General features: G+C 71.2%; 22 protein-coding genes. 9 read left to right on the plus strand and 13 right to left on the minus strand.

From position 1 onward, the window contains the following. Positions 1–143 precede the first annotated feature (143 nt). Both ACFWE1_RS14840 and ACFWE1_RS14845 read left to right on the plus strand, forming a co-directional pair. Positions 144–809 (plus strand): DUF3105 domain-containing protein, encoded by a 666-nt coding sequence (locus ACFWE1_RS14840; RefSeq protein ID WP_376934183.1) that lies wholly within the window; start codon positions 144–146, stop codon positions 807–809. A 4-nt stretch (positions 810–813) separates the two neighbouring features. Next, positions 814–1,428, plus strand: coding sequence for a DUF305 domain-containing protein (locus ACFWE1_RS14845; protein WP_376934184.1), 615 nt, complete (start codon positions 814–816; stop codon positions 1,426–1,428). A gap of 10 nt (positions 1,429–1,438) precedes the next feature. Here the strand turns inward: ACFWE1_RS14845 and ACFWE1_RS14850 are convergent, their stop codons facing one another. From ACFWE1_RS14850 to ACFWE1_RS14865, 4 genes are all read right to left on the minus strand, one after another. Further along, positions 1,439–3,349, minus strand: coding sequence for an ABC transporter ATP-binding protein (locus tag ACFWE1_RS14850; protein WP_376934309.1), 1,911 nt, complete (start codon positions 3,347–3,349; stop codon positions 1,439–1,441). A 126-nt stretch (positions 3,350–3,475) separates the two neighbouring features. Beyond that, entirely contained in the window at positions 3,476–4,477 is a 1,002-nt protein-coding gene (locus ACFWE1_RS14855) for a carbohydrate ABC transporter permease (RefSeq protein WP_189085709.1), read from the minus strand. Next, complete coding sequence (locus tag ACFWE1_RS14860) at positions 4,474–5,442, minus strand: carbohydrate ABC transporter permease (RefSeq protein WP_230764598.1); 969 nt, start codon at positions 5,440–5,442, stop codon at positions 4,474–4,476. Before ACFWE1_RS14860 ends, ACFWE1_RS14855 begins: the two co-directional genes overlap by 4 nt. Before the next feature lie 131 nt (positions 5,443–5,573). After that, a complete protein-coding gene (locus ACFWE1_RS14865; protein WP_376934185.1) occupies positions 5,574–6,932 on the minus strand; it encodes an ABC transporter substrate-binding protein in 1,359 nt (452 codons plus the stop codon). Between the two features lie 258 nt (positions 6,933–7,190). Between ACFWE1_RS14865 and ACFWE1_RS14870 the strand changes: the two genes are divergently transcribed. Continuing rightward, positions 7,191–8,225, plus strand: coding sequence for a LacI family DNA-binding transcriptional regulator (locus ACFWE1_RS14870; protein ID WP_376934186.1), 1,035 nt, complete (start codon positions 7,191–7,193; stop codon positions 8,223–8,225). 114 nt (positions 8,226–8,339) lie between these two features. On the opposite strand, the gene ACFWE1_RS14875 is transcribed toward ACFWE1_RS14870, so the two are convergent. Both ACFWE1_RS14875 and ACFWE1_RS14880 read right to left on the minus strand, forming a co-directional pair. Next, a complete protein-coding gene (locus tag ACFWE1_RS14875; protein WP_376934187.1) occupies positions 8,340–9,584 on the minus strand; it encodes an MFS transporter in 1,245 nt (414 codons plus the stop codon). After that, the gene (locus tag ACFWE1_RS14880; protein ID WP_376934188.1) at positions 9,581–10,045 is read right to left on the minus strand and encodes a MarR family winged helix-turn-helix transcriptional regulator; all 465 of its coding nucleotides are present in this window, start codon (positions 10,043–10,045) and stop codon (positions 9,581–9,583) included. Before ACFWE1_RS14880 ends, ACFWE1_RS14875 begins: the two co-directional genes overlap by 4 nt. Before the next feature lie 114 nt (positions 10,046–10,159). Here ACFWE1_RS14880 and ACFWE1_RS14885 point away from each other — a divergent pair, with 114 nt between their 5' ends. Continuing rightward, positions 10,160–10,939 (plus strand): GntR family transcriptional regulator, encoded by a 780-nt coding sequence (locus ACFWE1_RS14885; protein ID WP_376934189.1) that lies wholly within the window; start codon positions 10,160–10,162, stop codon positions 10,937–10,939. Positions 10,940–10,957: 18 nt separating this feature from the next. On the opposite strand, the gene add is transcribed toward ACFWE1_RS14885, so the two are convergent. The 5 genes from add to rplJ all read right to left on the minus strand — a co-directional run bounded on the left by add (position 10,958) and on the right by rplJ (position 15,135). Next, positions 10,958–11,929: an adenosine deaminase gene (gene add, locus ACFWE1_RS14890; RefSeq protein ID WP_376934190.1), complete on the minus strand. Its 972-nt coding sequence runs from the start codon at positions 11,927–11,929 to the stop codon at positions 10,958–10,960. 10 nt (positions 11,930–11,939) lie between these two features. Further along, positions 11,940–12,734, minus strand: coding sequence for a nucleoside phosphorylase (locus ACFWE1_RS14895; protein WP_376934191.1), 795 nt, complete (start codon positions 12,732–12,734; stop codon positions 11,940–11,942). 93 nt (positions 12,735–12,827) lie between these two features. Beyond that, positions 12,828–13,928 (minus strand): BMP family protein, encoded by a 1,101-nt coding sequence (locus tag ACFWE1_RS14900; RefSeq protein WP_376934192.1) that lies wholly within the window; start codon positions 13,926–13,928, stop codon positions 12,828–12,830. Positions 13,929–14,183: 255 nt separating this feature from the next. Beyond that, on the minus strand, positions 14,184–14,576 hold the full coding sequence (gene rplL / locus ACFWE1_RS14905; protein ID WP_189085699.1) for a 50S ribosomal protein L7/L12: 393 nt from the start codon (positions 14,574–14,576) through the stop codon (positions 14,184–14,186). Between the two features lie 43 nt (positions 14,577–14,619). After that, on the minus strand, positions 14,620–15,135 hold the full coding sequence (gene rplJ / locus ACFWE1_RS14910; RefSeq protein WP_189085698.1) for a 50S ribosomal protein L10: 516 nt from the start codon (positions 15,133–15,135) through the stop codon (positions 14,620–14,622). 439 nt (positions 15,136–15,574) lie between these two features. Between rplJ and ACFWE1_RS14915 the strand changes: the two genes are divergently transcribed. Together ACFWE1_RS14915 and ACFWE1_RS14920 are read left to right on the plus strand one after the other, a co-directional pair. Then, the gene (locus tag ACFWE1_RS14915) at positions 15,575–17,305 is read left to right on the plus strand and encodes an MDR family MFS transporter (RefSeq protein ID WP_376934193.1); all 1,731 of its coding nucleotides are present in this window, start codon (positions 15,575–15,577) and stop codon (positions 17,303–17,305) included. 10 nt (positions 17,306–17,315) lie between these two features. Then, positions 17,316–17,753 carry a MarR family winged helix-turn-helix transcriptional regulator gene (locus ACFWE1_RS14920; RefSeq protein ID WP_376934194.1) on the plus strand — a complete coding sequence of 146 codons (438 nt, stop codon included), beginning with the start codon at positions 17,316–17,318 and terminating at the stop codon, positions 17,751–17,753. A gap of 161 nt (positions 17,754–17,914) precedes the next feature. Here the strand turns inward: ACFWE1_RS14920 and ACFWE1_RS14925 are convergent, their stop codons facing one another. Next, a complete protein-coding gene (locus tag ACFWE1_RS14925) occupies positions 17,915–19,468 on the minus strand; it encodes a sensor histidine kinase (RefSeq protein ID WP_376934195.1) in 1,554 nt (517 codons plus the stop codon). Continuing rightward, positions 19,465–20,205: a response regulator transcription factor gene (locus ACFWE1_RS14930; protein ID WP_376934196.1), complete on the minus strand. Its 741-nt coding sequence runs from the start codon at positions 20,203–20,205 to the stop codon at positions 19,465–19,467. Before ACFWE1_RS14930 ends, ACFWE1_RS14925 begins: the two co-directional genes overlap by 4 nt. A gap of 226 nt (positions 20,206–20,431) precedes the next feature. Here ACFWE1_RS14930 and ACFWE1_RS14935 point away from each other — a divergent pair, with 226 nt between their 5' ends. The 3 genes from ACFWE1_RS14935 to ACFWE1_RS14945 all read left to right on the plus strand — a co-directional run bounded on the left by ACFWE1_RS14935 (position 20,432) and on the right by ACFWE1_RS14945 (position 23,295). Then, a complete protein-coding gene (locus tag ACFWE1_RS14935; RefSeq protein WP_376934197.1) occupies positions 20,432–20,845 on the plus strand; it encodes an SIP domain-containing protein in 414 nt (137 codons plus the stop codon). Positions 20,846–21,037: 192 nt separating this feature from the next. Continuing rightward, entirely contained in the window at positions 21,038–22,552 is a 1,515-nt protein-coding gene (locus ACFWE1_RS14940) for an ABC transporter permease (protein WP_376934198.1), read from the plus strand. A 71-nt stretch (positions 22,553–22,623) separates the two neighbouring features. Further along, positions 22,624–23,295 carry an ABC transporter ATP-binding protein gene (locus tag ACFWE1_RS14945; protein ID WP_376934310.1) on the plus strand — a complete coding sequence of 224 codons (672 nt, stop codon included), beginning with the start codon at positions 22,624–22,626 and terminating at the stop codon, positions 23,293–23,295. Positions 23,296–23,375 lie beyond the last annotated feature (80 nt).

The following is a 23,375-nucleotide window of genomic DNA, read 5'->3' on the forward strand; positions in this document are numbered from 1 at the left end:
TTCCGCCCACCCCGGCACGAGGGGTTGACGGCGCACGTGGTATCCCGATCAGACTGCGAATGCCCTGGGAGTACCCCCGCCGCGTACCGGCGGCGGATCCATGCATCCGTATCATCAGAGCGACGCGTCGAGAGAGGTCCCCCGTGAGCCCCAGCCCCACCCAGCCGTCGATCAAGCAGCAGCGCGCTGCCGCGCGAGAGGCGAAGCTCGCCGAGTTCCGCGCCAAGGAGGCCCGCCGCAAGCGGGTGCGCACGATCGGCATCGCCTCCGGCATCGTCGCCGTCGTCGCCGTCATCGGCCTGCTCGTGACCGCGATCGCGCCGACGCCGAAGCCGGCGAGCTACAGCAAGGGCGGCACCGGCGCCGAGATCGACGGGGTCGAGACCTTCGACAACGGCGCGGGCCACGTCGCGGGCACCGTGGACTACCCGCAGACGCCGCCCGCCGGCGGCGAGCACAACCAGATCTGGCTGAACTGCGGCGTCTACGAGCAGCCCGTGCCGAACGAGAACGCGGTGCACTCGATGGAGCACGGCGCGATCTGGGTCACCTACGACCCCGAGCGGGTCTCGGGCGACGAGCTCGCCACGCTGAAGTCGAAGCTGCCCTCCACCTACGTCGTGCTCTCCCCCTTCGAGGGCCTCGACAGCCCCATCGCGCTGAGCGGCTGGAACGTGCAGCTGAAGCTCGACGACGCCGCCGACCCGCGCATCCCCGAGTTCTTCGAGGAGTACTGGCAGAGCCAGAACGTGCCGGAGCCCGGCGCGCTCTGCACCGGCGCCTTCGACGCGCCCGGCAAGGTCTCCTGACCCCGTGAGCCGCACGCGCATCGTCGCGGCCTCGGTCGCCGGTCTCGTCGCCGTCGTGCTCGTCGCCGTCGCCGCGTTCGCCTTCGGCCGGCTCTCGACGGTGCCCGAGGCGACGCCGGCGGAGGGCAGCGCCGAGGCGGGCTTCGCCCGCGACATGCAGGTGCACCACAAGCAGGGCGTCGAGCTCGCGCTCATCGTGCGCCAGGTCACCGACGACGCCGAGGTGCGGCTGCTCGCCGACGACATCGCCGCGACGCAGGCCCAGCAGTCCGGTCAGCTCGCCGGCTGGCTGAACGTCTGGGACCTGCCCCAGTACAGCGCCGAGCCGCAGATGACGTGGATGACCGACGGCGGCGCGCACGCGCACACGGCGGGCGAGCCCATGCCGGGCCTCGCGACGCCCGAGCAGATCGCCGCGCTGCGGGCCGCGAGCGGCGTCGAGGCGGAACGGCAGTTCCTCGAGCTGATGATCGCGCACCACCTCGGCGCGGTCGAGATGGCCGAGGCGCTCGAGGAACGCTCGAGCCATCCGGTCGCCCTGGCCTTCGCGCGGGCCGTGATCGCCTCGCAGCAGTCCGAGATCGAGCTCATGCAGACCATGCTCGACGCCCGCAGCTGAGCCCGATCGCTCAGCCCTGCGCGGGCAGCGCGGCGTCGGCCTGCTCTCGGTAGAGCGAGGCGTACACCCCGCCGAGCGCGAGCAGCTCCGCGTGCGTGCCGCGCTCGACGATGCGGCCGGCGACGACGACGAAGATGACGTCGGCCGAGACGACCGTCGTCAGCCGGTGCGCGATGGCGATCGTGGTGCGGCCCTTCGCGGCGTCGTCGAGCGCCGCCTGCACGACCCGCTCGGAGATCGTGTCGAGGGCGCTCGTGGCCTCGTCGAGCACGAGCACGGGCGGGTCCTTCAGGAGCACCCGGGCGATCGCGATGCGCTGCTTCTCGCCGCCGGAGAGCCGGTAGCCGCGCTCCCCGACGACGGTGTCGTAGCCGTCGGGGAAGCTCGCGACGGTCTCGTGGATGTTCGCCGCGCGCGCCGCGGCCTCGAGCTCGGCATCGGTGGCGTCGGGCTTCGCGTAGCGGAGGTTCTCGGCGATCGAGGCGTGGAAGAGGTAGGTCTCCTGGCTGACGATGCCGATGCGGCCGACGAGCGAGTCCTGCCGCAGCTCCCGCACGTCGACCCCGGCGAAGCGCACGGCGCCGCTCGTCGCCTCGTACAGCCGCGGCACGAGGTAGGACACCGTCGTCTTGCCGGCGCCCGAGGGACCGACGAACGCGGCGAACTGCCCCGGCTCGATCGTAAACGACACCTCGTCGAGCGTGGGCCGGCTGTCGGCCTCGGCGTCGGGGTAGCGGAACGACACCCGGTCGAACTCGACCCGGCCGAGCTCCGGCCCGTCGGGCACCGCGCGCGCGCCGGGGGCGTCGGTGATCGCCGGCTTCAGGTCGAGGTACTCGAAGATGCGGGCGAACAACGCGCTCGAGGTCTGCAGGTCGAGGGCGACGCGCATGAGGCCCATGAGCGGGAAGAGCAGCCGGGCCTGCACGGTCGTGAACGCCACGATCGTGCCGGCCGTCACGTCGACCGCACCGCCGGAGATCAGCCAGCCGGACACGAGGTACACGATCGCCGGGATCGACGACATGAAGATGTTCACCATGGCGAAGAACCACTGGCCGGTCATCTGCTGGCGCACCTGCAGGCCGATCTGGTTGCGGTTCTCGTCGGCGTAGCGGTCGATCTCGCTCTGCTGCCGGGTGAAGCTCTTCGACAGGAGGATGCCGGAGACGGAGAGGGTCTCCTGCGTGATCGCGGTCATCTCGGACAGCGACTCCTGCGTCTTGCCGGCGATGCGCGCCCGCACCTGACCCACCCGGCGCTGGGCGATCACCATGAACGGCATGAGCAGCAGTGCCACGAGAGTGAGCTGCCAGTTCAGGATGAGCATGGCGACGAACGCCGAGATGACGGTGACGGTGTTGCCGAGCACGCTCGAGACCGTGTTCGTCAGCACGCCCGCGACGCCGCCGACGTCGTTCTGCAGCCTGGACTGGATGACGCCGGTCTTCGTGCGGGTGAAGAAGCTCAGCTCCATCGACTGCAGGTGCGAGAACAGGCGCACCCGCAACGCGCCCATGACCTTGTTGCCGATGGTGGAGGTGAGCCAGGTCTGCCACACGGCGAGCAGCGCCGAGACGATGAACACCGCGATCATGCCCACGACGAGCCAGGTGAGCTGCGGCACGTCGGGCGGGAGCGCATCGCCCGCGGCGTTCTTCGGGAACAGGCCGTCGTCGAAGGCGCGCTGGGTGAGCAGCGGCGGGATGACGCTGAGCGCCGCCCCGATGAGCACGAGCACGACCGTCGTGACGAGCGCGGCCCGGTGCGGCGCGAACAGCTCGGCGATGCGGCCGAGCAGGTTCGGGATCTTCGGCGCCTGGGCGTTCTCGGCGCGCTGGGCGGCCTCGTCGGCCGAGGCGATGCGCGTGCGCGGCTTGCCCATGCGCCCGCTCTGCCCGCCCGGCGCCGTTCGGTTCATGCTCACCGCTTCACCCTACGCCGCGCCGGTGACGCCCCGGCCGCGCGGCCGCGATGGGCGCCGGCGTCGGGGGACAAGCGGATGCCGCGGGCGATTCGCCCGCGGCATCCGCTCCCCCGCCCGGACTCAGCCCTTGGTCGACCCCGCCAGCAGGCCGCGCACGAAGTAGCGCTGCAGGCCGAAGAAGACCGCGAGCGGGATGATGATCGAGATGAAGGCGCCCGCCGTCAGGCGCTCCCACTCCTGGCCGCGCGAGCCCACCATCTCCGCCAATCGCTGGGTGAGCGGCGCGACGTCCTGCGTGCCGCCCGAGAAGATGAGGGCGACGAGCAGGTCGTTCCACACCCAGATGAACTGGAAGATCGCGAAGGACGCGATCGCCGGCGTCGCGAGCGGCAGCACGATGCGGAAGAAGATCTGCCCGTGCGTCGCGCCGTCGACCCTCGCGGCCTCGATGACCTCGCTCGGGATCTCCGCGATGAAGTTGTGCAGCAGGAAGATCGCGAGCGGCAGCGCGAACATCGCGTGCGCGAGCCAGACCGGCGCGTAGTTCTGCTCCGGGATGATCGGCACGACGTCGTGCAGCCATGCCTGCATCGGCCGCAGCCACGTCGAGAAGATCTGCAGCAGCGGCACGAGCGCCATCTGCAGCGGCACGATCTGCAGCGCGAACACGAGGATGAACAGCACCCCGGCGCCCTTGAACTTGATCCAGGCGAAGGCGTACGCGGCCATCGTCGCGAGCACGAGCGGGATGAGCGTGCCGACGAGCGAGATCGCGATGGAGTTCACGATGTACGCGCCGAGCTGCGGCGACGACTGGGAGGTCGAGAGCAGCACGTCCTTGTAGTTGTCGAGCGTGAAGCCCCAGTTCTCGAAGATCGTCCACCAGCCCGTGGTGCGCACGAGCTCGGCGGGACGGAACGAGGAGATCAGCAGGCCGAACGTCGGGATCGTCCAGAGCACGGCGATGATGAGCGCCGCGACCGTCGCGGTGCGCGAGGTGAGCCGCTTCTTGACGCGGGCGGACTTGGTGCCGACGACCTCGGTCAGGGCGGTCGTCTCGGCGGCCCCCTCGATCGAGCCGCGGTCCTTGCCGGTGGGCAGGTCGGCGGGCGCGATGCTCATCGGATCTCCCTCTGCTTGCGGAGCACGTTGATGTTGTAGACGACGATCGGCAGCACCAGGAGGAAGAGGATGAGCGCGAGCGCCGAGCCCCGCCCGACCTCGCTCGCCCGGAACGCCTGGGTGTACATCTCGTTCGCGATGACCGAGGTGTTGAAGTTGCCCGCGGTCATCGTGCGGACGATGTCGAAGACCTTCAGCGTCGCGATCGAGATCGTCGTGAGCACCACGACGAGCGCGCCGCGGATGCCGGGCACCGTGACGTTGATGAAGCGCTGCCAGCCGTTCGTGCCGTCGAGCTGGGCGGCCTCGATCTGCTCGGTCGGCACGCCCTTGATGGCCGCGCTCAGCAGCACCATCGCGAAGCCCGTCTGGATCCAGATCATCACGATGATGAGGAGGAAGGTGTTCAAGGGGTCGGTCTGCATGAACTGCACGGGTTCGCCGCCGAAGGCCGTCACGATCGCGTTCAGCAGGCCGATCTGCTCGCGGTCGCCCGAGCGGTACTCGTAGACGAAGCGCCAGATGATGCCCGCGCCCACGAAGGAGATCGCGATCGGCATGAACAGGATGACCTTGTAGTACTTCTCGCCGCGCGAGCGGTCGATGAACACGGCGTAGGCGAGGCCGATCGCCGTGGACACCGTCGGCACGAGCAGCACCCAGATGACGGTGTTGATGAGCGTGCGGATCGCCGTCGGCTGGGTGAAGGTCCACACGAAGTTGTCGAGGGTCCACTCGCCGCCGGAGGTCTGGAAGGCGAGCAGCGAGGTGCGGATGGCCGGGTACACCAGGCCGATCGCGAGGAAGATGAGCGCCGGGGCGAGGAAGCCGACGAGCTGCCAGTAGTCGCGGCCCTTCTTCGGCGCCTTGTCGATGAAGAAGATGAGCAGGCCGACGACGGCGGCCAGTACGGCGAGCCCCATCACCACCTGCAGGAGCTTGCCGAGCAGATCGGCGGTCGTCATCGTGCCTCCCGGGTTTTCGTCTTCGAAGCCAGCCGGAGCTGGAGGGGGGTGCGAGGGGCGGAGCCGTGCGGCTCCGCCCCTCGATCATGCCGCGCTGGGCGCTGGGTCTGCGACCGGCGCGCGGCGTTCGCTCAGCTGGCGGGCCAGCTGGACTCGATGGTGTTCAGGGTGTCCGCGGTGCTCTGCCCCGTGGTCCAGGCGACCATGCCCTTCCAGAAGGAGTCGGCGCCGACAGCACCGGGCATGAGGTCCGAACCGTCGAAGCGGAACGTCGTCTCGGGGTCCTGCAGGATCTCGATCGACTGCTCGAGCAGCTCGCTCGACGCGTTCTTCGGGTCGAGGCCCTTGTTCGCGCTGATGACGCCGCCGAGCTTCACGCGGTTGTTCGCCCAGGTGTCGCTGGAGAGGTAGGCGCGCACGGCCTCGACCTCTTCGGCGTCGCGGAAGGCGACCGGGAACTCGCCGCCACCGGTGACCGACAGCGGGTCGTCGGCGTTGGCCGGCGGCATCAGGAAGGCGAAGACGGTGCCGTCGCTCGCGACCGTGTTGGCGTCGCCGCCGTCCGGGTTCCAGAAGGTCTCGTAGAACGAGGCCTGGTGGTGCAGCGAGCACTGGCCGTCGAGGATCGGGAGGCCGGCGGTCTGGAAGGCTTCGGTGACGATCGTCGAGACGTCGCCGATGCCGCCGTTGACCATGTCCGGGTTCTTCAGGATCTCGCCCGCGGCGTCGAAGGCCTCGGCGACCTTCGGGTCGTTGAACGGGATGCCGTGGGTGACCCACTGGTCGTACACGTCGGCGCCGTGCAGGCGCAGCATGTAGTCCTCGATCCAGTCGGTGCCCGGCCAGCCGGTGGCGTCGCCCGACTCGAAGCCGACACACCAGGGCTTGTGGTCGCCCTCGGCCGCGATCTTCTCGGACAGCGCGTTCAGCTCGTCGAGGGTCTTCGGGATCTCGTAGCCCTTCTCCTCGAACTCGGCCGGCGAGTACCAGATGTAGCCCTTGATGCTCGCCATGAGCGGCGCGGCGTAGAAGGTGCCGTCGTAGGTGCCGTACTGCTTCCAGTCCTCGCTCCAGAACTCGTCGACGTTCGCCTCGACCTCCTGGGACGCGGGGATGAGCCAACCGCCGTCGGCCAGCCGGCCGAGCAGGCCCGGCTGCGGCACGATGCCGATGTCGGGGGCGTTGCCGCCCTCGGCGAGCACGGCGATCTGGGCCTCGAACTCGCTCGAGCCCTGGTAGGTGATCTCGATGCCGGTGCAGGTCTGGAAGTCCTTCCAGGACTCGACCAGGCGGTCGGCCTCGAGGTCGAGGATGGTGCCACTGATGGACACCTTCTTGCCCTCGAACGTGCCGTACTGCTCGTAGGGTGCGCAGTCGACGTCGCCGGCGTCCTCGTTGGCGATGTCGCCGGTGCATGCCGTGAGGGTCAGGCCGAGGGCGGCGGCCGCCACGACGGGGACCACCAATCGGCGATGACGCGTGAAACGCATATCTCTCTCCTCGTTGAGTGTGGTGCAGGCGGACCGGAACCGGTTCCAGCGACCACCGTAGAGCACGGTCACACTTCGCCACAAGTGACCGCCGATCACGAAACGGCGACAAGTCACTCCCGGGCCAGCGCTGGGTGAGAGCGCTTCCACGAAAATGGCCCGTTCGATCGGCAAATTGAGATCTCGACTGGAACCGGTTCCATCCATGTGCCTCTGGCGAGTATGCTCTGCATCGAATACGCCGAGTGAGGAGCCGGGATGACCGCGATCGCCGACGTCGCCCGCCTCGCCGGCGTCTCCAAAGCCACGGCGTCCAGGGCGCTCTCGGGCCGCGGGCACGTCGCAGAAGAGACCCGCCGCCGGGTCGAGACGGCCGCCGCCGAGATCGGCTACATCGTCTCCCCCGACGCCGCGAGCCTCGTCACCGGCCGCACGAAGAACATCGGCGTCGTCATCCCCTTCGTGAACCGCTGGTTCTTCGGCGAGGTGCTCGAGGGCCTCGAACGCACGCTGCTGAGCGCCGGCTACGACCTCACCCTCTACAACGTCGACGGCGCGGGGCCCGACCGTGACCGCGTCTTCGAGTTCTTCCTCGCGCGCAAGCGCGTCGACGCGGTCATCGCTGTCGGCGTCGACCTCGCCGAGCGCGAGCTCGCGGCGCTCGAGCGGCGCGACAAACCCGTCGTCGTGCTCGGCGGCGGCGAGGCCGGCGCGCTCGGCCCCGCCCGGCTGGGCATCGACGACCGGGCGGTCGGGCAGCTCGCCACGGAGCACCTGCTGCAGCTCGGGCACACCCGGCTCGTGCACCTCGCGGGCGAGGGCGCCGCCGCCCGCCCGCTCAGCGTGCAGGGCCTGCGCCGGCACGGCTACCTCGACGCGATGTCCGCGGCGGGCCTCGCGCCGCGCGGGCGGGCCGAGGTCGTCGAGACCGAGATGACGATGCCCGGTGGCTACGAGGCCGCCCTGCAGCTGCTGGGCCAGCCGGGCCGGCGCCCCACGGCCGTGTTCGCCGCGTCCGACGAGGTGGCGTTCGGGGCCATTCGTGCGGCCGAGCGACTCGGCATCTCGGTGCCGCACGATCTGTCGATCGTCGGCGTCGACGGGCACGAGTACGCCGAGATGTTCGGCCTCACCACGGTCGAGCAGTCGCCGAGCGGGCAGGGCCGGGCCGCCGTCGACCTCGTGCTGCGGCTGCTCGGCGAGGGCGCGGAACCCGACCCGCTGCCGGACTCCGGCGCACCGCTGCCGACCCGCCTGGTGGTGCGCACCTCGACGATGCGCGCCCCGCTCTAGCCCGCGGGCGCATGACGTCACTTTTTGCGGGTGCGCCGGCGCCCGCACCCGCAGATAGTGACGTCTCGCCGAGTGGGTGGGCGGAGTGGATGGGGCCGAGTGGGGCCGGGGAGGTCAGGCGGCGTCGCCGGCGGTGATCGCCTCGGCCTCGGTGAGCGCGGGCTCCGCCTCGACGCGGTCGACCCGGCGCAGTGCACGGTGCCCGAGCACGACGATGACGAGGGCGACGGCCACCGAGCCGGCCGCCGCGTAGTACGGCGCGTCGGGCGCGATCAGGTGGGCGAGCTCCGCCGCGGCGGGCGGGGCGACCGCGCCGCCGAGGAAGCGCACCGCCGAGTACGCGCTCGAGGCCACGGAGCGCTGGAGGTCGGTCGCCTCCATCACGCACTCGGTGAGCACCGTGTTCAGCACGCCGAGCACGAGCCCGCCGATCACGATGCAGACGACGAGTGCCGTCGGGTTCGCGATCACGAGGCCCGCGGCGACGAGGTCGACGGCGAGCAGCGGCAGGGCGATCCACAGCACGCGGGTGCGCGGCATCCGCGCCGTCAGCAGCGGCGCCACGAACACCGAGGTCACCGCGAGCGCGAGACCCCAGCCGAAGAAGGTGAAGCCGAGCCCGAGCGCGTCGAAGCCCAGCGGGAACGGCGAATACGCGAGCAGCACGAAGAAGCCGATGTTGTAGAACAGCGCCGCGGCGGCGAGCACCGCGAGCGCGGGCTGACGGAGCGCGCGGATGGGCGCGGAGAGCTTCGTCGGCACGGGCCGCTCGGCATCCCGCTCCGGCCGCAGGAACGCGACGATCGCGATGAAGCCGATCGCCATGAGCGCGGCGGTGCCGAAGAACGGACCGCGCCAGCTCAGGTGGCCGAGCAGGCCACCGAGGAGCGGGCCGATCGCGATGCCGAGGCCGAGCGCGGCCTCGTAGAGGATGATCGCCGAGCCCGTGCCGCCGGACGCGGCGCCCACGATCGTCGCGAGCGCGGTCGAGATGAAGAGCGCGTTGCCGAGGCCCCACCCGGCGCGGAAGCCGATGACGGACTCGACGTTCTGCGACAGCCCGGCTGCAGCCGCGAAGATCACGATGAGGCCGAGACCGATGAGCAACGTCTTCTTCGCGCCGATGCGGCTCGAGAGCCAGCTCGTGCCGAGCATGGCGAGGCCGGTGATGAGCAGGTAGCTCGTGAAGAGCATCTCGGTCTCGGTCGGCGTCGCCTGCAGGCTCTCGGCGATGGCCGGCAGGATGGGGTCGACGAGGCCGATGCCCATGAAGGCGATGACGCAGGCGAAGGCGACCGCCCACACCGCCTTCGGCTGCTTGAGGATGGATCCGGATGTCTCGTGCGAGCCGTGGCTCATTCGTGCTCCTTGCTGCGGCCGAGGCTGGCGTCGGCCCGATCGAGGCCGGCCTGCAGCACCGCGACGGTGCGCTCCAGGGCGGCGAGGTCTTCGTCGGAGAGCTCGGGGAACATCGGGGCGATGGTCGCCGTGAGCTCGTCGCGCCACGCGTCGAGCGCCGTGAGCCCGGCCGGCTCGGCGGCGACGCGCAGGGCGCGGCCGTCGTCGGGGTCGGGTGTGCGGCGCACCCAGCCGCGCTCCTCGAGCGCGTTGACGAGCTTCGTCATGGTCGGCTGGGTGACCCGGCTGACCCTGGCGAGCTCGCCGAGGCGCAGCGGGCCGAGGTCGCGGAGCACGCCGAGGGTGCGCCAGACGGCGGGCGACTCCTCGCTGCCCGTCGCGGTCGCCGCGACGCGGACGAGCCGGCTGTTCGCCGACACGAGGGCGCCGACGAGGGCGGGCAGCTCATGGTCGCGTGGCATGCCCACCAGTATACATAGCTTGGCTATATATCCTCCGGGCCCACGAAATCCCCGCCGACCCGCGAGAATAGGAGGGCTGCGCGCGAGCGCCGCGACGCAGACGAAAGGGCGCAGATGGGCACCAGCTACCTCGAACAGCCGCTGCTCACCTCACCCGGCCAGCCGCTGCGCGTGGCCGTCTACTCGCGGATCGCCCACGGCATCCGCACCGGGGTGTTCCCGCTCGGCACGGCGCTCCCCCGCGAGACCGAGCTCGGCACCGCGCTCGGCGTGAGCCGCACCGTCGTCCGCGAGGCGCTCATGCTGCTCGAGGAGGACGGCCTGATCAGCACGAGGCGGGGCGTCGGCCGGTTCGTCGCCGACGCCGTGCCGCACGCGGGGCTCGAGGAGTTCCGACCGCTCGAGCTCGTGCTCGCCGAGCCCGGCGCCACCATCGAACTGCGCCACGTCGAGCTCACCCAGCAGACCGCGACGGACTTCGTCTCGACGTACCTGCAGCTCGCCGACGACGCGCGGTTCTGGTTCCGCGAGTCGATCGCCTCCCGCGACGGGGCGCCGATCGCCGTCGTGCAGGAGTACCTGCCCGTCGGCGACGACCGCGCCGGCTTCGGCGCCGCGGTCGAGGCGGCCCTCCCCGACATCGACGAGGCCCGCTCGACCGTGCTGATGCGCATCATCGACCGCACCGGGCTCGCATTCGTGACCGGGGTGTGCCGCATCGGCGTGAGCGTCGCCGGCGCCACCCGCGCGAAGCAGCTCGAGCTGAAGGCCGCCGACCCGGTCATGCTGCTCACGCAGACGGCCGACCTCGACGGCCGGCCCGCCTACCTCGCGAAGGTCATCGTCGCGCCCTCGGTCGGCCACCTCGCGGTGCGGCAGTCCTCGGGCGGCTGACCGCCGGAACGCCGCGGCTCAGGCCGGGAGCCGCGCCTCGAGGGCGCGCCGCACGGCCGGCTCCAGGAAGGCGGCGTCGACGCTCGCCCGGTCGAGCGCGTCGAGCGCCGCGGCGTCCCACGCGAGCTCCTCGACGAGCACCCGGCGCTCGGCCGCGAGATCGGAGCCCGTCTGCATCGGATTGTCGTCGCCGAGCACGAGCCGGACGCCGGCCCGCCGCATGGCCGCGCCGGGGTGATCGGCGACCCGGCCGATCGCGCCGGTGAAGTGGTTCGAGGTCGGGCAGATCTCGACGACGAGGCCGGCATCGGCCGCGCGGGCGAGCTGCTCCGCGTCGTCGACGAGGTGCGCGCCGTGCCCGATCCGGCTGACGCCGAGCCAGCGCACCGCGTCGGCCACCGCCGCCGCCCCGCCCGCCTCCGCGGCGTGGCAGGTGAGCCCGAGGCCCGCGGCGGCGGCGACGCGGAACGCCGGCGCGTGCACGTCGTGCCGCGGGAAGCGCGACTCGTCGCCCGCGAGGTCGAAGCCGCAGACGACCTCGCCGGCCGCGGCGGCGGCCGCCCGCGCGACGGCGAGGTTCGTCGCCTCGTCGTGGTGGCGGAGGGCGGCGACCACCGCGCCCGAGGGCATCCCGCTCGCAGCGCTGCCCGCGGCCATCCCCCGGGCGACCGCGGCGACGACCTCGGCGAGGCCCCGGTCGTCGTCGGCGTGAGTCGCCGGTCCGAAGCGCAGCTCCAGGTAGTCCTGGCCGCCGGCCGCGGCATCCTCGACCGCCTCCCTGGCGATCCGCTCGATCGCGTCGAGCCGGCGGAAGAACGGATAGCTCGCGGCGACCTTCTCGAGGTACACGGTGAGATCCGCGGGCCCGTCGAGCCGGAGCGCCCGCGCCCAGCCGGCGGGCGGCTCCGGCACGCCGGCCCCCCGAGCGAGCTCGGCGGCCGTCTCCGGCCGCACCCGCCCCTCGAGGTGGCTGTGCAGGTTGATCAGCATCGGCCGGTGATTAGAGCTCGAGCCGCACGGCGGTCTCGAGCGCCGCCTCGATGCTGCGCATCCACCCCTCCTTGAGCGCCTCCTTGACGCCCGAGTAGAGGCTCGTGCCGTCGTAGAGGTTGCTCGAAGTGGAGCAGATCATGCCGGCCCGCACGCCGCGGAGGCGCGCGACGACGAAGATGGCCGAGGCCTCCATCTCGACGTTCGTGACGCCGAGCTCGTGCAGGGTGGAGATCCACTCGGGGGTCTCCGCGTAGAAGGCGTCGTCGCTGACGCTGATGCCGGTGTGCACCTTCGCCTGCGTGCCCTCGGTGAGCTCCCGCGCGGTGCGGGCGAGCTCGGCGGTGATCGCGAGGTCGGGGACGGCCGGGTACCCGGTCATCGCGTACGCCGCGGTCGTGCCGTCGTTGCGGAGCGAGCCCTCGCTCACGAGCAGGTCGCCCGGCGCGATGCCGGCCTGCAGCCCGGCCGAGGAGCCGACGCGGATGAACGAGGTCACCCCGACCCGGACGAGCTCCTCGACCGCGATCGCCGCCGAGGGGCAGCCCATCCCCGTGGAGGTCGCCGTGATCCGCCGCCCCTTGTAGTCGCCCGTCATCGTGAGGTGCTCGCGCTGGTGCGCGACCGTGCGCACGTCGGTGAGGAACTCGGCGATCATCGGCACCCGGAACGGGTCGCCGGGCAGCAGCGCCACCGTCGAGACCTCGCCGGGCGCGACCCCGATGTGGTACTGGCGTTCGCCGATCCCGGCGCTGGCCTTGTCGACGGCGGTGGCGGACTCGGCGGTGGAGGTGGTCGTGGTCATCGTGGCGCGGGCCTTTCGTTCGGGTGCGCGGAGTGCGCGGGCAGGGGGATGCGCGGGAGCGCGATCGGCGGCGGAGCGGGGCGGATGGCCCGCTCAGGCCTTCGGGGAGGAGGGCGACTCGACGACGAACTCGCCGGAGACGATCTGCTGGCGCAGCTCCTCGACCTCGTCGAGCAGGGCCGGGTCGATGCGCGACTCCCAGTCGTGGGTCGGCGCGATGCCGACGCCCTCGTTCTCGAGCGTGCCGATGTAGGGGGTGCTCGAGAAGTCGCCGTCGGCCGCCGCGAGGGTGACCTCTTCGGCCGCGGTCGTGAGGTTCTTCAGCACCGAGGTCAGGTAGTACTGGCGGAACTTCGGCACGGCGTTGTAGACGTCGCCGTTCACGCCGATGATCGCGAGGTCGGTGCCGCGCTCCTCGGCGACCGCGGCGCTCGCCTCGAAGAGGCGCCCGGCGACGGGCATGACGACGTCGGCGCCCTGGTCGAGCAGGCCCTCGGTGAGCGTGCGGGCCTTGATCTGATCGTCGAAGCCGCCGACGAAGAGGCCGTTCTGGGCGGCCTTGTCCCAGCCGAGCACCTTCACGTCGGTGCCGTGGGTCTCGTTGTAGTGCGCGACGCCGTCGGCGAAGCCGTCCATGAACACGGTGACCGAGGGGAACGGCATGCCGCCGTAGGTGCCGACCGCGCCCGTCTTCGTGACGCCCGCGGCGAGGTAGCCGGCGAGGGCCGCAGCCTGGGCGGTGTCGAACAGCACGGGCTTCACGTTGTCGAGCGTGAGCGGGGCACCCTCGGCGTCGGTCACGGTGCTGTCGATGAGCGCGAAGTCGACCTCCGGGGCCTGCTGCGCGGCATCCCTGGTGGCGTTCGCGAGGGCGAAGCCGACCGTGACGATGAAGTCGCAGTCCTGCTCGACGAGGCCCTGGATGTTGCCGGCGTACTGGTCCTCGGTGTTCGAGTCGGCGGTGAGCACCTTGGTCCCGAGCTCGTCGGCCGCAGCCTTCACGCCCTCGTAGGTGAGCTGGTTGAAGTCCTTGTCGTCGAAGCCGGTGATGTCGGAGACGGCGCAGGGGGTGAAGTCGCTCGCGGCGGCCGCATCGTCGCTCGACGTCGGCGCGGCGCCGCAGCCGGTGAGGAGCAGTGCCACGGCGCCGACGGTCAGGCCGGCGGCGAGCAGGGGTCGGGGGAAGCTTCGCATCATGACGTCCTTGTCTGGGGGCGGAGGACGCGGGGCACTCGCTCCCCGCGCAGTATGATGTTATACCTCTCGCTGGACGAAGGCAATGGTCGATGCGCGCGGCCGCGCGGACCGGCGCTCGAGTCGGCTCGCGGCAGCGCCGGACCGGCCCGGAACGACGGATGCCCCGTGCCGAACGAATCGGCACGGGGCATCCGTGTACTGCAGCGACGTTCGTCGCCTCAAGCGGGGTGCACTCGCGGGGAGTGCGCCGGATTACTTGAGGGTGACGGTGGCGCCGGCCTCCTCGAGGGCGGCCTTGGCCTTCTCGGCGGTCTCCTTGTTGGCGCCCTCGAGGACGGCCTTCGGAGCACCGTCGACGACGGCCTTCGCCTCACCGAGGCCGAGCGAGGTGAGCTCGCGGACGACCTTGATGACCTGGATCTTCTTGTCGCCGGCGGCCTCGAGGACGACGTCGAACGAGTCCTTCTCCTCCTCGGCGGCGGCGTCGCCACCACCGGCGGCGGGCGCACCAGCGGCCGCGACGGCGACCGGGGCGGCGGCGGTGACCTCGAAGGTCTCCTCGAACGCCTTGACGAACTCCGAGAGCTCGATGAGGGTGAGCTCCTTGAACGCCTCGAGCAGCTCTTCAGTCGAAAGCTTTGCCATTTTTCTCTCCTTGTTGTGTACTCACCGCAGCGTGGCTCGCGCCTTACGCAGCGGACTCCTGCTTCTCGCGCAGCGCGTCGACCGTGCGGACGGCCTTCGACAGCGGCGCGTTGAACAGATATGCGGCTCCGAACAGCGAGGCCTTGAAGGCACCGGCGAGCTTCGCCAGCAGCACTTCGCGGGACTCGAGGTCGGCGAGCTTGCCTACCTCTTCGGCGGTCAGGGGCTTGCCATCGAAATAGCCGCCCTTGACCACGAGGAGGGGGTTCGCCTTGGCGAAGTCACGCAGCGACTTCGCGACGGCGACGGGGTCGCCGTGCACGAACGCGATCGCCGACGGCCCCGCGAGGGCGTCGTCGAACGCCGAGATGCCGGCGTTGTTCGCGGCGATCTTGGTCAGCGTGTTCTTCACCACGGCGTAGCTCGCGTCCCCACTGATGGACTTGCGCAGCTCCTTGAGCTGGGCAACAGTGAGGCCGCGGTATTCGGTCAGCAGAACGGCGGTCGAGCTCTGGAACATCTCCTGGAGCTCGGCAACCGCGGCTTCCTTGTTCGCCATGGCCACTCCTTGTGTCTTCATCGCGCATCGCGGTGACGATGCACGGCCTGGGAGCGCTGGCATGAAAAAAGCTCCGGCGCAGACGCGCGGAGCTTCGGGCCGGAGAATTCCGGAGAGACTTCGTCACACCTGCGCGGGCCCCTTGCTCTCGCAAGAACTTCGGTCGAACCCCTTCGGGCACGACGACCAGCGGTCTTTGGCTCGGATTAGCGTACCCGACCCCGGCGCATCCGCCAAATCCCCCTCCCCACAACTCAGGAACATGTGGCGGTTATGCGCGGCGGGGCATCCGGCGAGCCCAGGGATGACGCGGATGCCGATTCGATTCTTCCTGAGTTGTGAAAAGAGGAGGGGAATAGTTGACCGAGGTCGATAGTTGACGTACATCAACGACAGGTATATCGTTGACGCACATCAACTTTCTACGAGGACTACTTCTTTGACGTCTCAGCTCACCGCCTCGACCACCGAGGCACCCCGCTCCGCCCGTGAGGTGTTCACCGCACTCTCCGGGCTCATCATGGGCATGTTCGTGGCCGTGCTCTCCGGCACGGTCGTCTCGACCTCGATGCCCGTCATCATCGCCGACCTCGGCGGCGACCAGTCCGCCTACACGTGGGTCATCACCGCGAGCCTGCTCGCGACCGCCGTCTCCACCCCGATCTGGGGCAAGCTCGCCGACCTCGTCGACCGCAAGGTGCTCCTGCAGCTCGCGCTCGGCCTCTTCGTCGTCGGCACGGCGATCGCCGGCTTCGCGCAGGACACCGGCATGCTCATCGCCGTCCGCGTCGTGCAGGGCCTCGGCGCCGGCGGCCTCATGTCGCTCGTCATGATCGCGGTCGCGCTCATCATCTCCCCGCGCGAGCGCGGCAAGTACATGGGCGTCGTCGGCGGCATCATGGCGCTCGCCACGATCGGCGGCCCGCTCCTCGGCGGCGTCATCACCGACGCCTTCGGCTGGCGCGCCAACTTCTTCATCGGCATCCCCTTCGCGGTCGCCGCGATCATCATGATCCAGCGCACCCTGCACCTGCCGAAGCCGAACCGCGAGCGCGTGCGCATCGACTACCTCGGCGCCGTGCTGCTCACCGTCGGCGTCTCCGTGCTCCTCATCTGGGTGTCCATGGGCGGCAGCCAGTTCGAGTGGGACTCCATGCAGAGCTACCTCATGATCGGCGGCGCGGTGATCGCGCTCCTCGCCTTCATCGTGACCGAGTTCTTCGTGGCCGAGCCGATCGTGCCCATGTCGCTGTTCCGCAACCGCACCTTCACCCTCTCCGTGATCGCCTCGATCTCGGTGGGTGTGGCGATGTTCGCGACGAGCGTCTTCCTCGCGCAGTACTTCCAGCTCGCCCGCGGCGCCACCCCGACCGAGTCGGGCCTCATGACGATCCCGATGATCGTCGGCCAGATGGGCGCGTCGATCGGCATCGGCCAGCTCGTCTCGCGCTTCGGCAAGTGGAAGGGCTGGATGCTGCTCGGCTCCGCGCTCATCATCGCGGGCGTGAGCCTCATGTCGACGCTCCGCTACGACACCGACTTCCTCTGGGTCTCGGTGTACATGGTGATCCTCGGCGCCGGCCTCGGCATGGTCATGCAGAACCTCACCCTCATCGTGCAGAACGACACCCCGGCCTCGCAGCTCGGCGCCGCGAGCTCGAACGTGAACTTCTTCCGCTCGATCGCCGGCACCATCGGCGTGACGATCATGGGTTCGGTGCTCGCCAGCCAGGTGACAACCCACATCACCGACGGGCTCGCGAAGTTCACGCCGTCCTCGGCCGACGAGGTCGCGGCGCTCAAGGGCCTCGCGTCGGGCAACGTGCCGAAGGTCGGCGAGCTCCCCGACACGATCCGCGTGATCGTCGAGGGCGCCTACGGCCACGGCATCGCCGACGTGTTCATCATCGCCATCCCGCTGGCCGTGCTCAGCCTCATCGCGATCGCCTTCCTGCCGAACAAGCCGCTGTCGACGAAGAACGCCGCGCAGTCGCTGGCCGAGGAGGCCGAGGAGGTCGCCATCGACCTCGCTGAGGCCGAGACCGGCTCGCCGGCCACCGCCTCGGTCGCGATCGGGCGGGCGGATGCCTCGCGCGAGCCGCGCCCGGCAACGGATGCCGAGGCATCCACCGCCGCCTCGGAGGACGAGCCGGCCCCGGCCCGCAAGTAGCATGAGTGCCATGACCGAGTCCTCCGTCGACGAGGCGATCGCGCGCGTGGAAGACCAGCTCTCCGTCGTGTTCGGCCGCGCCCGCACCGTGTGGAAGGAGGCGGCGCAGCAGATCCACCCCGAGCTGAACCCGGCCGGCTACAAGCTGCTGTCGACCGTCGTGCGACTCGGATCCACGAACGCCCACGTGCTCGCGGAGCTGTTCGACATGGACAAGAGCGTCGTCAGCCGCCAGCTGCGCATGCTCGAGGAGGTCGGGCTCGTCGAGAGTCGCCCCGACGAGCGCGACGGGCGGGTGCGCGTGCTCGTGCCGACGCCCGTGGCGCTCGAGCGGGTGACCTCGGTGCGGGCGCGCAACCAGTCGCGCTTGCATGCGGCGCTCCGCGAGCGCACGCCCGAGGAGCTGCTGCTCTTCGCCGAGATGCTCGGCGTCATCGCCGACGCGTAGGCCCGGTCGGCACTTACGTCGAACGGCCCGTCCCTCCGGGGGCGGGCCGTTCGGCGTGCTGCGCTTGCCACAACTCAGGACGAATCGGATCGGCATCCGCGTCATCCTTGGGTTCGCCGGATGCCTCGGCGCGCATACCTGCCGGATGTTCCTGAGTTGTGTCAGGGGGCGAGTGGGAGCTCGACGGTGAAGACGGTGCGGCCGGGCTCGGACTCGACGGAGACCGAGCCGTGCTGCGCCTCGACCACGGCCCGCACGATGGCGAGGCCGAGGCCCGTCGAGCCGGCCCGCCGGGAGCGCGAGGCGTCGCCACGGGCGAAGCGCTCGAACATCGTGTCGCGCACCTCCTCGTCGATGCCGGGACCGTCGTCGGCGACCTCGACACGGACGACGCCGGGGTCCTCGCCGGCACCGGGCTCGGGGGTGACGGTCACGTGCACCGCGGTGCCGGCCGGCGTGTGCACCCGCGCGTTCGCGAGCAGGTTCGCGAGCACCTGACGGAGCCGGGCGTCGTCGCCGGACACCTCGACGGGCCCCTCGGGCAGCTCGACCGACCACTCGTGGTCCGGGCCCGCGACCTGGGCGTCGCCGACGGCGTCGACGACGATGGTGCGCAGGTCGAGCCGGCTGTGCACGAGCTCGCGCCCCTCGTCGAGGCGGGCGAGGAGCAGCAGGTCCTCGACGAGCTCGGTCATCCGCAGCGACTCGGACTCGATGCGGGAGATCGCGTGCGTGACATCCTCGGGCAGCGTGCCGCCGTGCAGGCGGGTGAGCTCCGCGTAGCCGCGGATGGAGGCGAGCGGGGTGCGCAGCTCGTGCGAGGCATCCGCCACGAAGCGGCGCACCTTGCGCTCGGACTGCTCGCGCGCCGAGAGCGAGCTCGAGACATGCCCGAGCATGCGGTTGAACGCGGTGCCGAGCCGGCCCACCTCGGTGCGCGGGTCGTCGACCGGCACGCGTTCGTCGAGGTCGACGTCGCCGCGGTCGAGCGGACGCTCGGACACGGCGAGCGCGGTATCGGTCATGCGCGCGAGCGGTACGAGGGCGCGGCGCACGATGAGCGTGCCGAAGGCGATCGCGAAGAAGAGGCCGGCGAGGGCGACGAGGGCGATCGTCAGGGCGAGCTGGCCGGTGGCACGGTTCACGCCGGCGAGCGGCAGCGCCACGACGACGTTCAGCTGCGGCAGCACGGGCGTCGCCATCGCGCGGTACTCGCCGAGCCGTCCGCCGAAGGAGACGGTGTGCGCCCGGCCGTCGGCGGCCACGTCGCCGAGCTCGGCGACCGCGCCGGACTGGAATGTCAGCACCTGTCCCCCGTCGGCGATGTAGCGGGCGCCGTCGACGGAGCCGTCGTCGTTCACGAACGCCGCGATCGTGCCCGCCGACTGGCCGGGCACGTCGAGCGCGAGGCCAACGTCGCCGCCCGGGGTGGGCACGGCGGCGATGCCCGTCGCGGCGCGCTGCAGCGAGGTGCGCAGGTCGTCGTCGACGCTCTGCACCGATGAGCCGTGGAAGACGGTGACGCTGACGACGCCGACCACGACGCTGACGGCCGCGAGGAGGGCCGCCATCGCGACGACGAGGCGGCGCTCCAGGGTCCAGCGACGGCGGGCGGATGCCTCGGCGCCGACGTGCGCCTCGGCATCCGCCCCGTCGCCGCGCTCGGCCCGCGCCCGCGACTCGGCCGCGTAGCCCGGGTCGCCCGGCCGCGTCACTCCGCGGCCTTCAGCAGGTAGCCCGCGCCGCGGACCGTGTGGATCATCGGCGTGCGGCCGGCGTCGATCTTCTTGCGCAGGTAGGAGATGTAGAGCTCGACGACGGACTCCTTGCCGCCGAAGTCGTACGACCAGACGCGGTCGAGGATCTGCGCCTTCGAGAGCACCCGGCGGGGGTTGCGCATGAGGTAGCGGAGCAGCTCGAACTCGGTGGCGGTGAGCTCGATCAGCTCGCCGTCGCGGTGCACCTCGTAGGAGTCCTCGTCGAGGGTGAGGTCGCCGACGCGGAGCACCGGGTCCTTCGCCTGGGCGAGCGTGAGCGTCGAGCGGCGGATGAGGCCGCGCAGGCGGGCGACGACCTCTTCGAGGCTGAACGGCTTCGTGACGTAGTCGTCGCCGCCGGCGGTGAGCCCGGCGATGCGGTCGTCGAGCGCGTCCTTCGCGGTGAGGAACAGCACGGGGGTCTCCGTGCCGTCGGCGCGCACGCGCTGCAGCACCTCGAGGCCGTCGATGTCGGGCAGCATGATGTCGAGCACGATCGCGTCGGGGCGGAACTCGCGGGCGATCTTCACGGCGGTGAGCCCGTCGCCCGCGGTGCGCACGTCCCAGCCCTCGTACTTCAGCGCCATCTTCAGCAGCTCGGTGAGCGAGTGCTCGTCGTCGACGACGAGGACGCGCACCATCGAGCCGTCGGGCTTCGCGATCTGCGGCGCGCGGGCGGGTGCGGGGGTGCTCATGCTTCCAAGTATCCGCGTCGGGCTATGCGTTGGCTATGACACGGCTGTGCGCTTCCCGGTGCCTCGTTCCCTGAGCTCGTCGAAGGGAACGCGCCGCGCTTCGACAGGCTCAGCGGACCATCCAGTAGTTCCCTGAGCTTGTCGAAGGGAACGCGCACGCTTCGACAGGCTCAGCGGACCACCTCCACCTCTTGCGTCTTAGGTTAGGCATACCTAAGCTGCTTGCATGCTCTGCTTCCTCCCGAACCGCCGGCCGGACCTTGTCGACGACGGGCCCCCGCCCCGCCGCCACCTCCTGATCGCTGCCGGCGCCGCCGACCTCCTCGAGGTCAGCCGGGTGCTCGCCGTCGCCCCGGTCGACGTGCGCGGGTTCGTGGCCCTGGAAGCCGACGGGCCGATCCCGGCGCAGCCGATGAGCGCGCCCGAGGGTGTCGCCATCCGCTGGTTCCGTCGGACCGGCGCCGCAGGTGCGGCCTGCGTGCGCGCCGCCGACGCCTGGCTCGACGAGTGGATGCGCGCCGATGAGGACCCCCGGGCGGAGTACGCGATCTGGATCGGCTGCGAAGGCAGCGACCTCGTCAGCGGCTTCGTGCACGCCATCGGCCTCGAGCTCGCCGCGAACCGCGCCGGGGAGGGCTGAGCGCCACCGGTGCGCTGAGGGGGTTCCCTTCGACGGGCTCAGGGAACCAGCGGATGGTTCGCTGAGCCTGTCGAAGCGTGGGGTTCCCTTCGACGGGCTCAGGGAACCAGGGGGAACGCATAGCCGGGCCAAAGTCCCGCCATAGGGCGTGTGCCTAGCGTCTCGTCGACCCCCATCGACGAGAGGACCCCCATGTTCTTCACCTTCCTCCGGCGCGAACTCGCCGGCAGGCGGAGGCAGACCGCGATCGTCGCGATCGGGATGGCGCTCGCCATCGCGCTCGTGATGATCGTGAACGCCGTCTCCACCGGCATGCGCGACGCTCAGGCCGAGGTGCTGCAGTCCGTGTACGGCGTCGGCACCGACCTGACGGTCACCGCGACCCCCGCCGCGCCCGGCGAGGGCGACGCCGCTGCGGGTCCGCAGCGCTTCGAGTTCGACGCCGGCGCCGGCCAGACCGCCGACGGCTCGACGGCGCTCAGTCAGTCCCGGCTCACCTCCGGGCCCGGCAGTCAGACCTTCGACGGGACCGCGCTCGACACCGTGCAGGCGATCGACGGTGTCGAGGCCGCGGCCGCGACGCTCGCGCTCGAGAACGTCACCTTCTCCGGCGAGCTGCCTGCGATGAACCAGGACCAGGGCGGCACCGACGTGCAGGCCGCCCCGGGCGCCGATGGGCCGCCGCAGGGCGGCTTCGACGGCGCCGGCGGCAGCGCCTTCGACGTCGACCGGGTGACCGTGCTCGGCATCGACCCGGCGGGCGCCGCCGTGGGCCCGCTGTCGGCGGCGGCCGTCGACGCGGGGCGCGGGCTCGAGGCATCCGACGCCGGCCAGGCGGTCGCCGTGCTCGACGCGAGTTACGCGGCGAGCGCCGGGCTCGGCGTCGGCGACGCGATCGAGTTCGGCGGGACCGAGTTCGAGATCGTCGGGACGGTCGCGTCGACCTCCGCGGACGCGACGACCGCGTCGAACGCCTACGTGCCGCTCGACCTCGCGCAGTCGCTCTCCGGCCAGGAGGGCAAGGTCAGCGACGTGTACGTGCAGGCCGCCTCGGCGGACCGGATCGACGCCGTGCAGGCCTCGATCGAGGAGGCGCTGCCCGACACGAGCGTGTCGACCCAGTCGGACCTCGCGGCGCAGGTGTCCGGCTCGCTCGGCAGCGCCTCGGCGCTCATCTCGAACCTCGGCCTGTGGGTGTCGATCGCCGTGCTCGCGGCGGCGTTCCTCACGGCCATCCTGTTCACGATCCAGGGCGTCACCCGCCGCACCCGCGAGTTCGGCACGCTCAAGGCGATCGGCTGGCGCAACCGCCGCATCGTCGGTCAGGTCGCGGGCGAATCCCTCGTGCAGGGACTCATCGGCGGCGCGGCAGGACTCATCGTCGGACTCGCCGGCATCTGGGTCGTGAACCTGCTCGGGCTCACGCTCGGCGGCAGCACCGGGGGCGGCTTCACCGCCGGCGGTCCTGGCGCGATGCAGGGAGCGGATGCCTCGGCCGGCGCCCCTCCGGGCGGGATGGCCGGCGGACCGTTCGGCGCGGCCTCGAGCCAGACCGCGACGGAGGTCGTGCTGAGCGCTCCGGTGACCGTGAGCGTCATCGCGATCGCCGTCGGGCTGGCCGTGCTCGGCGGTCTGCTCGCCGGGGTCATCGGCGGCTGGCGCGCCGCCCGGCTGCGGCCGGCCGAAGCCCTGCGGAGCGTCGCATGAGCGCCGCGGCATCCACCCCGCCCAGCGCCACGAGCGCCCCGCCGAGCGACCCGACCCAGAGGAGCACCGCCATGTACCGGCTCGAGCACGTGACCAAGCAGTACCAGGGCAAGCGCACCGTGACCGCGCTGAACGACGTGACGCTCGAGATCCCGGCCGGGCAGCACGTCGCCATCCAGGGGCCCACCGGCGGTGGCAAGTCGACGCTGCTGCAGATGCTCGGCGCACTCGACCGGCCGACGAGCGGACGGGTCGTACTCGGCGAGGCCGAGCTGTCGCACCTGCCGGACGCGAAGCTCGCCGGGGTGCGCGCGGCGCAGCTCGGCTTCGTGTTCCAGGGATTCAACCTGATCCCGACGCTCACCGCGCAGGAGAACGTCGAGGCCGCCCTCGCACCGCTCGGCGTCGGCGCGGCCGAACGCACACGGCGGGCCGGCGAGGCACTGGCCGCGGTGGGGCTCGCGGAGCGGGCCGGGCACATGCCGGGCGAGCTGTCCGGCGGGCAGCAGCAGCGCGTCGCGATCGCCAGGGCGCTCGTGAAGGAGCCCGAGGTGCTGCTCGCCGACGAGCCGACGGGCGCCCTCGACGAGGCCACGCGGGACGAGATCCTGGAGCTGCTCGAGGGCATCCGCCGCGATCGCGGGCTCACCCTCGTCATCGTGACGCACGACTCGGCCGTAGCGCGGCGGGCGGAGCGGCGGCTGCACCTCCGCGACGGGGTGGTGACGGAGGGGGGCCGCTGAGCCCGGTGGTTCGCTGAGCTCGGTGGTTCGCTGAGCTTGTCGAAGCGGCGGAGTTCCCTTCGACGGGCTCAGGGAACCAG

The sequence above is a fragment of the Agromyces sp. NPDC060279 genome (assembly GCF_042726785.1).
Lineage (GTDB): Bacteria > Actinomycetota > Actinomycetes > Actinomycetales > Microbacteriaceae > Agromyces.

Coding starts and splice junctions, on each gene's coding strand:
- ACFWE1_RS14850 (WP_376934309.1), bottom strand. CDS start 3,349: ATGAACCGAACGGCGCCGGGCGGGCAGAGCGGGCGCATGGGCAAGCCG.
- ACFWE1_RS14855 (WP_189085709.1), bottom strand. CDS start 4,477: ATGAGCATCGCGCCCGCCGACCTGCCCACCGGCAAGGACCGCGGCTCG.
- ACFWE1_RS14860 (WP_230764598.1), bottom strand. CDS start 5,442: ATGACGACCGCCGATCTGCTCGGCAAGCTCCTGCAGGTGGTGATGGGG.
- ACFWE1_RS14865 (WP_376934185.1), bottom strand. CDS start 6,932: ATGCGTTTCACGCGTCATCGCCGATTGGTGGTCCCCGTCGTGGCGGCC.
- ACFWE1_RS14870 (WP_376934186.1), top strand. CDS start 7,191: ATGACCGCGATCGCCGACGTCGCCCGCCTCGCCGGCGTCTCCAAAGCC.
- ACFWE1_RS14875 (WP_376934187.1), bottom strand. CDS start 9,584: ATGAGCCACGGCTCGCACGAGACATCCGGATCCATCCTCAAGCAGCCG.
- ACFWE1_RS14880 (WP_376934188.1), bottom strand. CDS start 10,045: ATGCCACGCGACCATGAGCTGCCCGCCCTCGTCGGCGCCCTCGTGTCG.
- ACFWE1_RS14885 (WP_376934189.1), top strand. CDS start 10,160: ATGGGCACCAGCTACCTCGAACAGCCGCTGCTCACCTCACCCGGCCAG.
- add (WP_376934190.1), bottom strand. CDS start 11,929: ATGCTGATCAACCTGCACAGCCACCTCGAGGGGCGGGTGCGGCCGGAG.
- ACFWE1_RS14895 (WP_376934191.1), bottom strand. CDS start 12,734: ATGACCACGACCACCTCCACCGCCGAGTCCGCCACCGCCGTCGACAAG.
- ACFWE1_RS14900 (WP_376934192.1), bottom strand. CDS start 13,928: ATGCGAAGCTTCCCCCGACCCCTGCTCGCCGCCGGCCTGACCGTCGGC.
- rplL (WP_189085699.1), bottom strand. CDS start 14,576: ATGGCAAAGCTTTCGACTGAAGAGCTGCTCGAGGCGTTCAAGGAGCTC.
- rplJ (WP_189085698.1), bottom strand. CDS start 15,135: ATGGCGAACAAGGAAGCCGCGGTTGCCGAGCTCCAGGAGATGTTCCAG.
- ACFWE1_RS14920 (WP_376934194.1), top strand. CDS start 17,316: ATGACCGAGTCCTCCGTCGACGAGGCGATCGCGCGCGTGGAAGACCAG.
- ACFWE1_RS14930 (WP_376934196.1), bottom strand. CDS start 20,205: ATGAGCACCCCCGCACCCGCCCGCGCGCCGCAGATCGCGAAGCCCGAC.
- ACFWE1_RS14935 (WP_376934197.1), top strand. CDS start 20,432: ATGCTCTGCTTCCTCCCGAACCGCCGGCCGGACCTTGTCGACGACGGG.
- ACFWE1_RS14940 (WP_376934198.1), top strand. CDS start 21,038: ATGTTCTTCACCTTCCTCCGGCGCGAACTCGCCGGCAGGCGGAGGCAG.
- ACFWE1_RS14945 (WP_376934310.1), top strand. CDS start 22,624: ATGTACCGGCTCGAGCACGTGACCAAGCAGTACCAGGGCAAGCGCACC.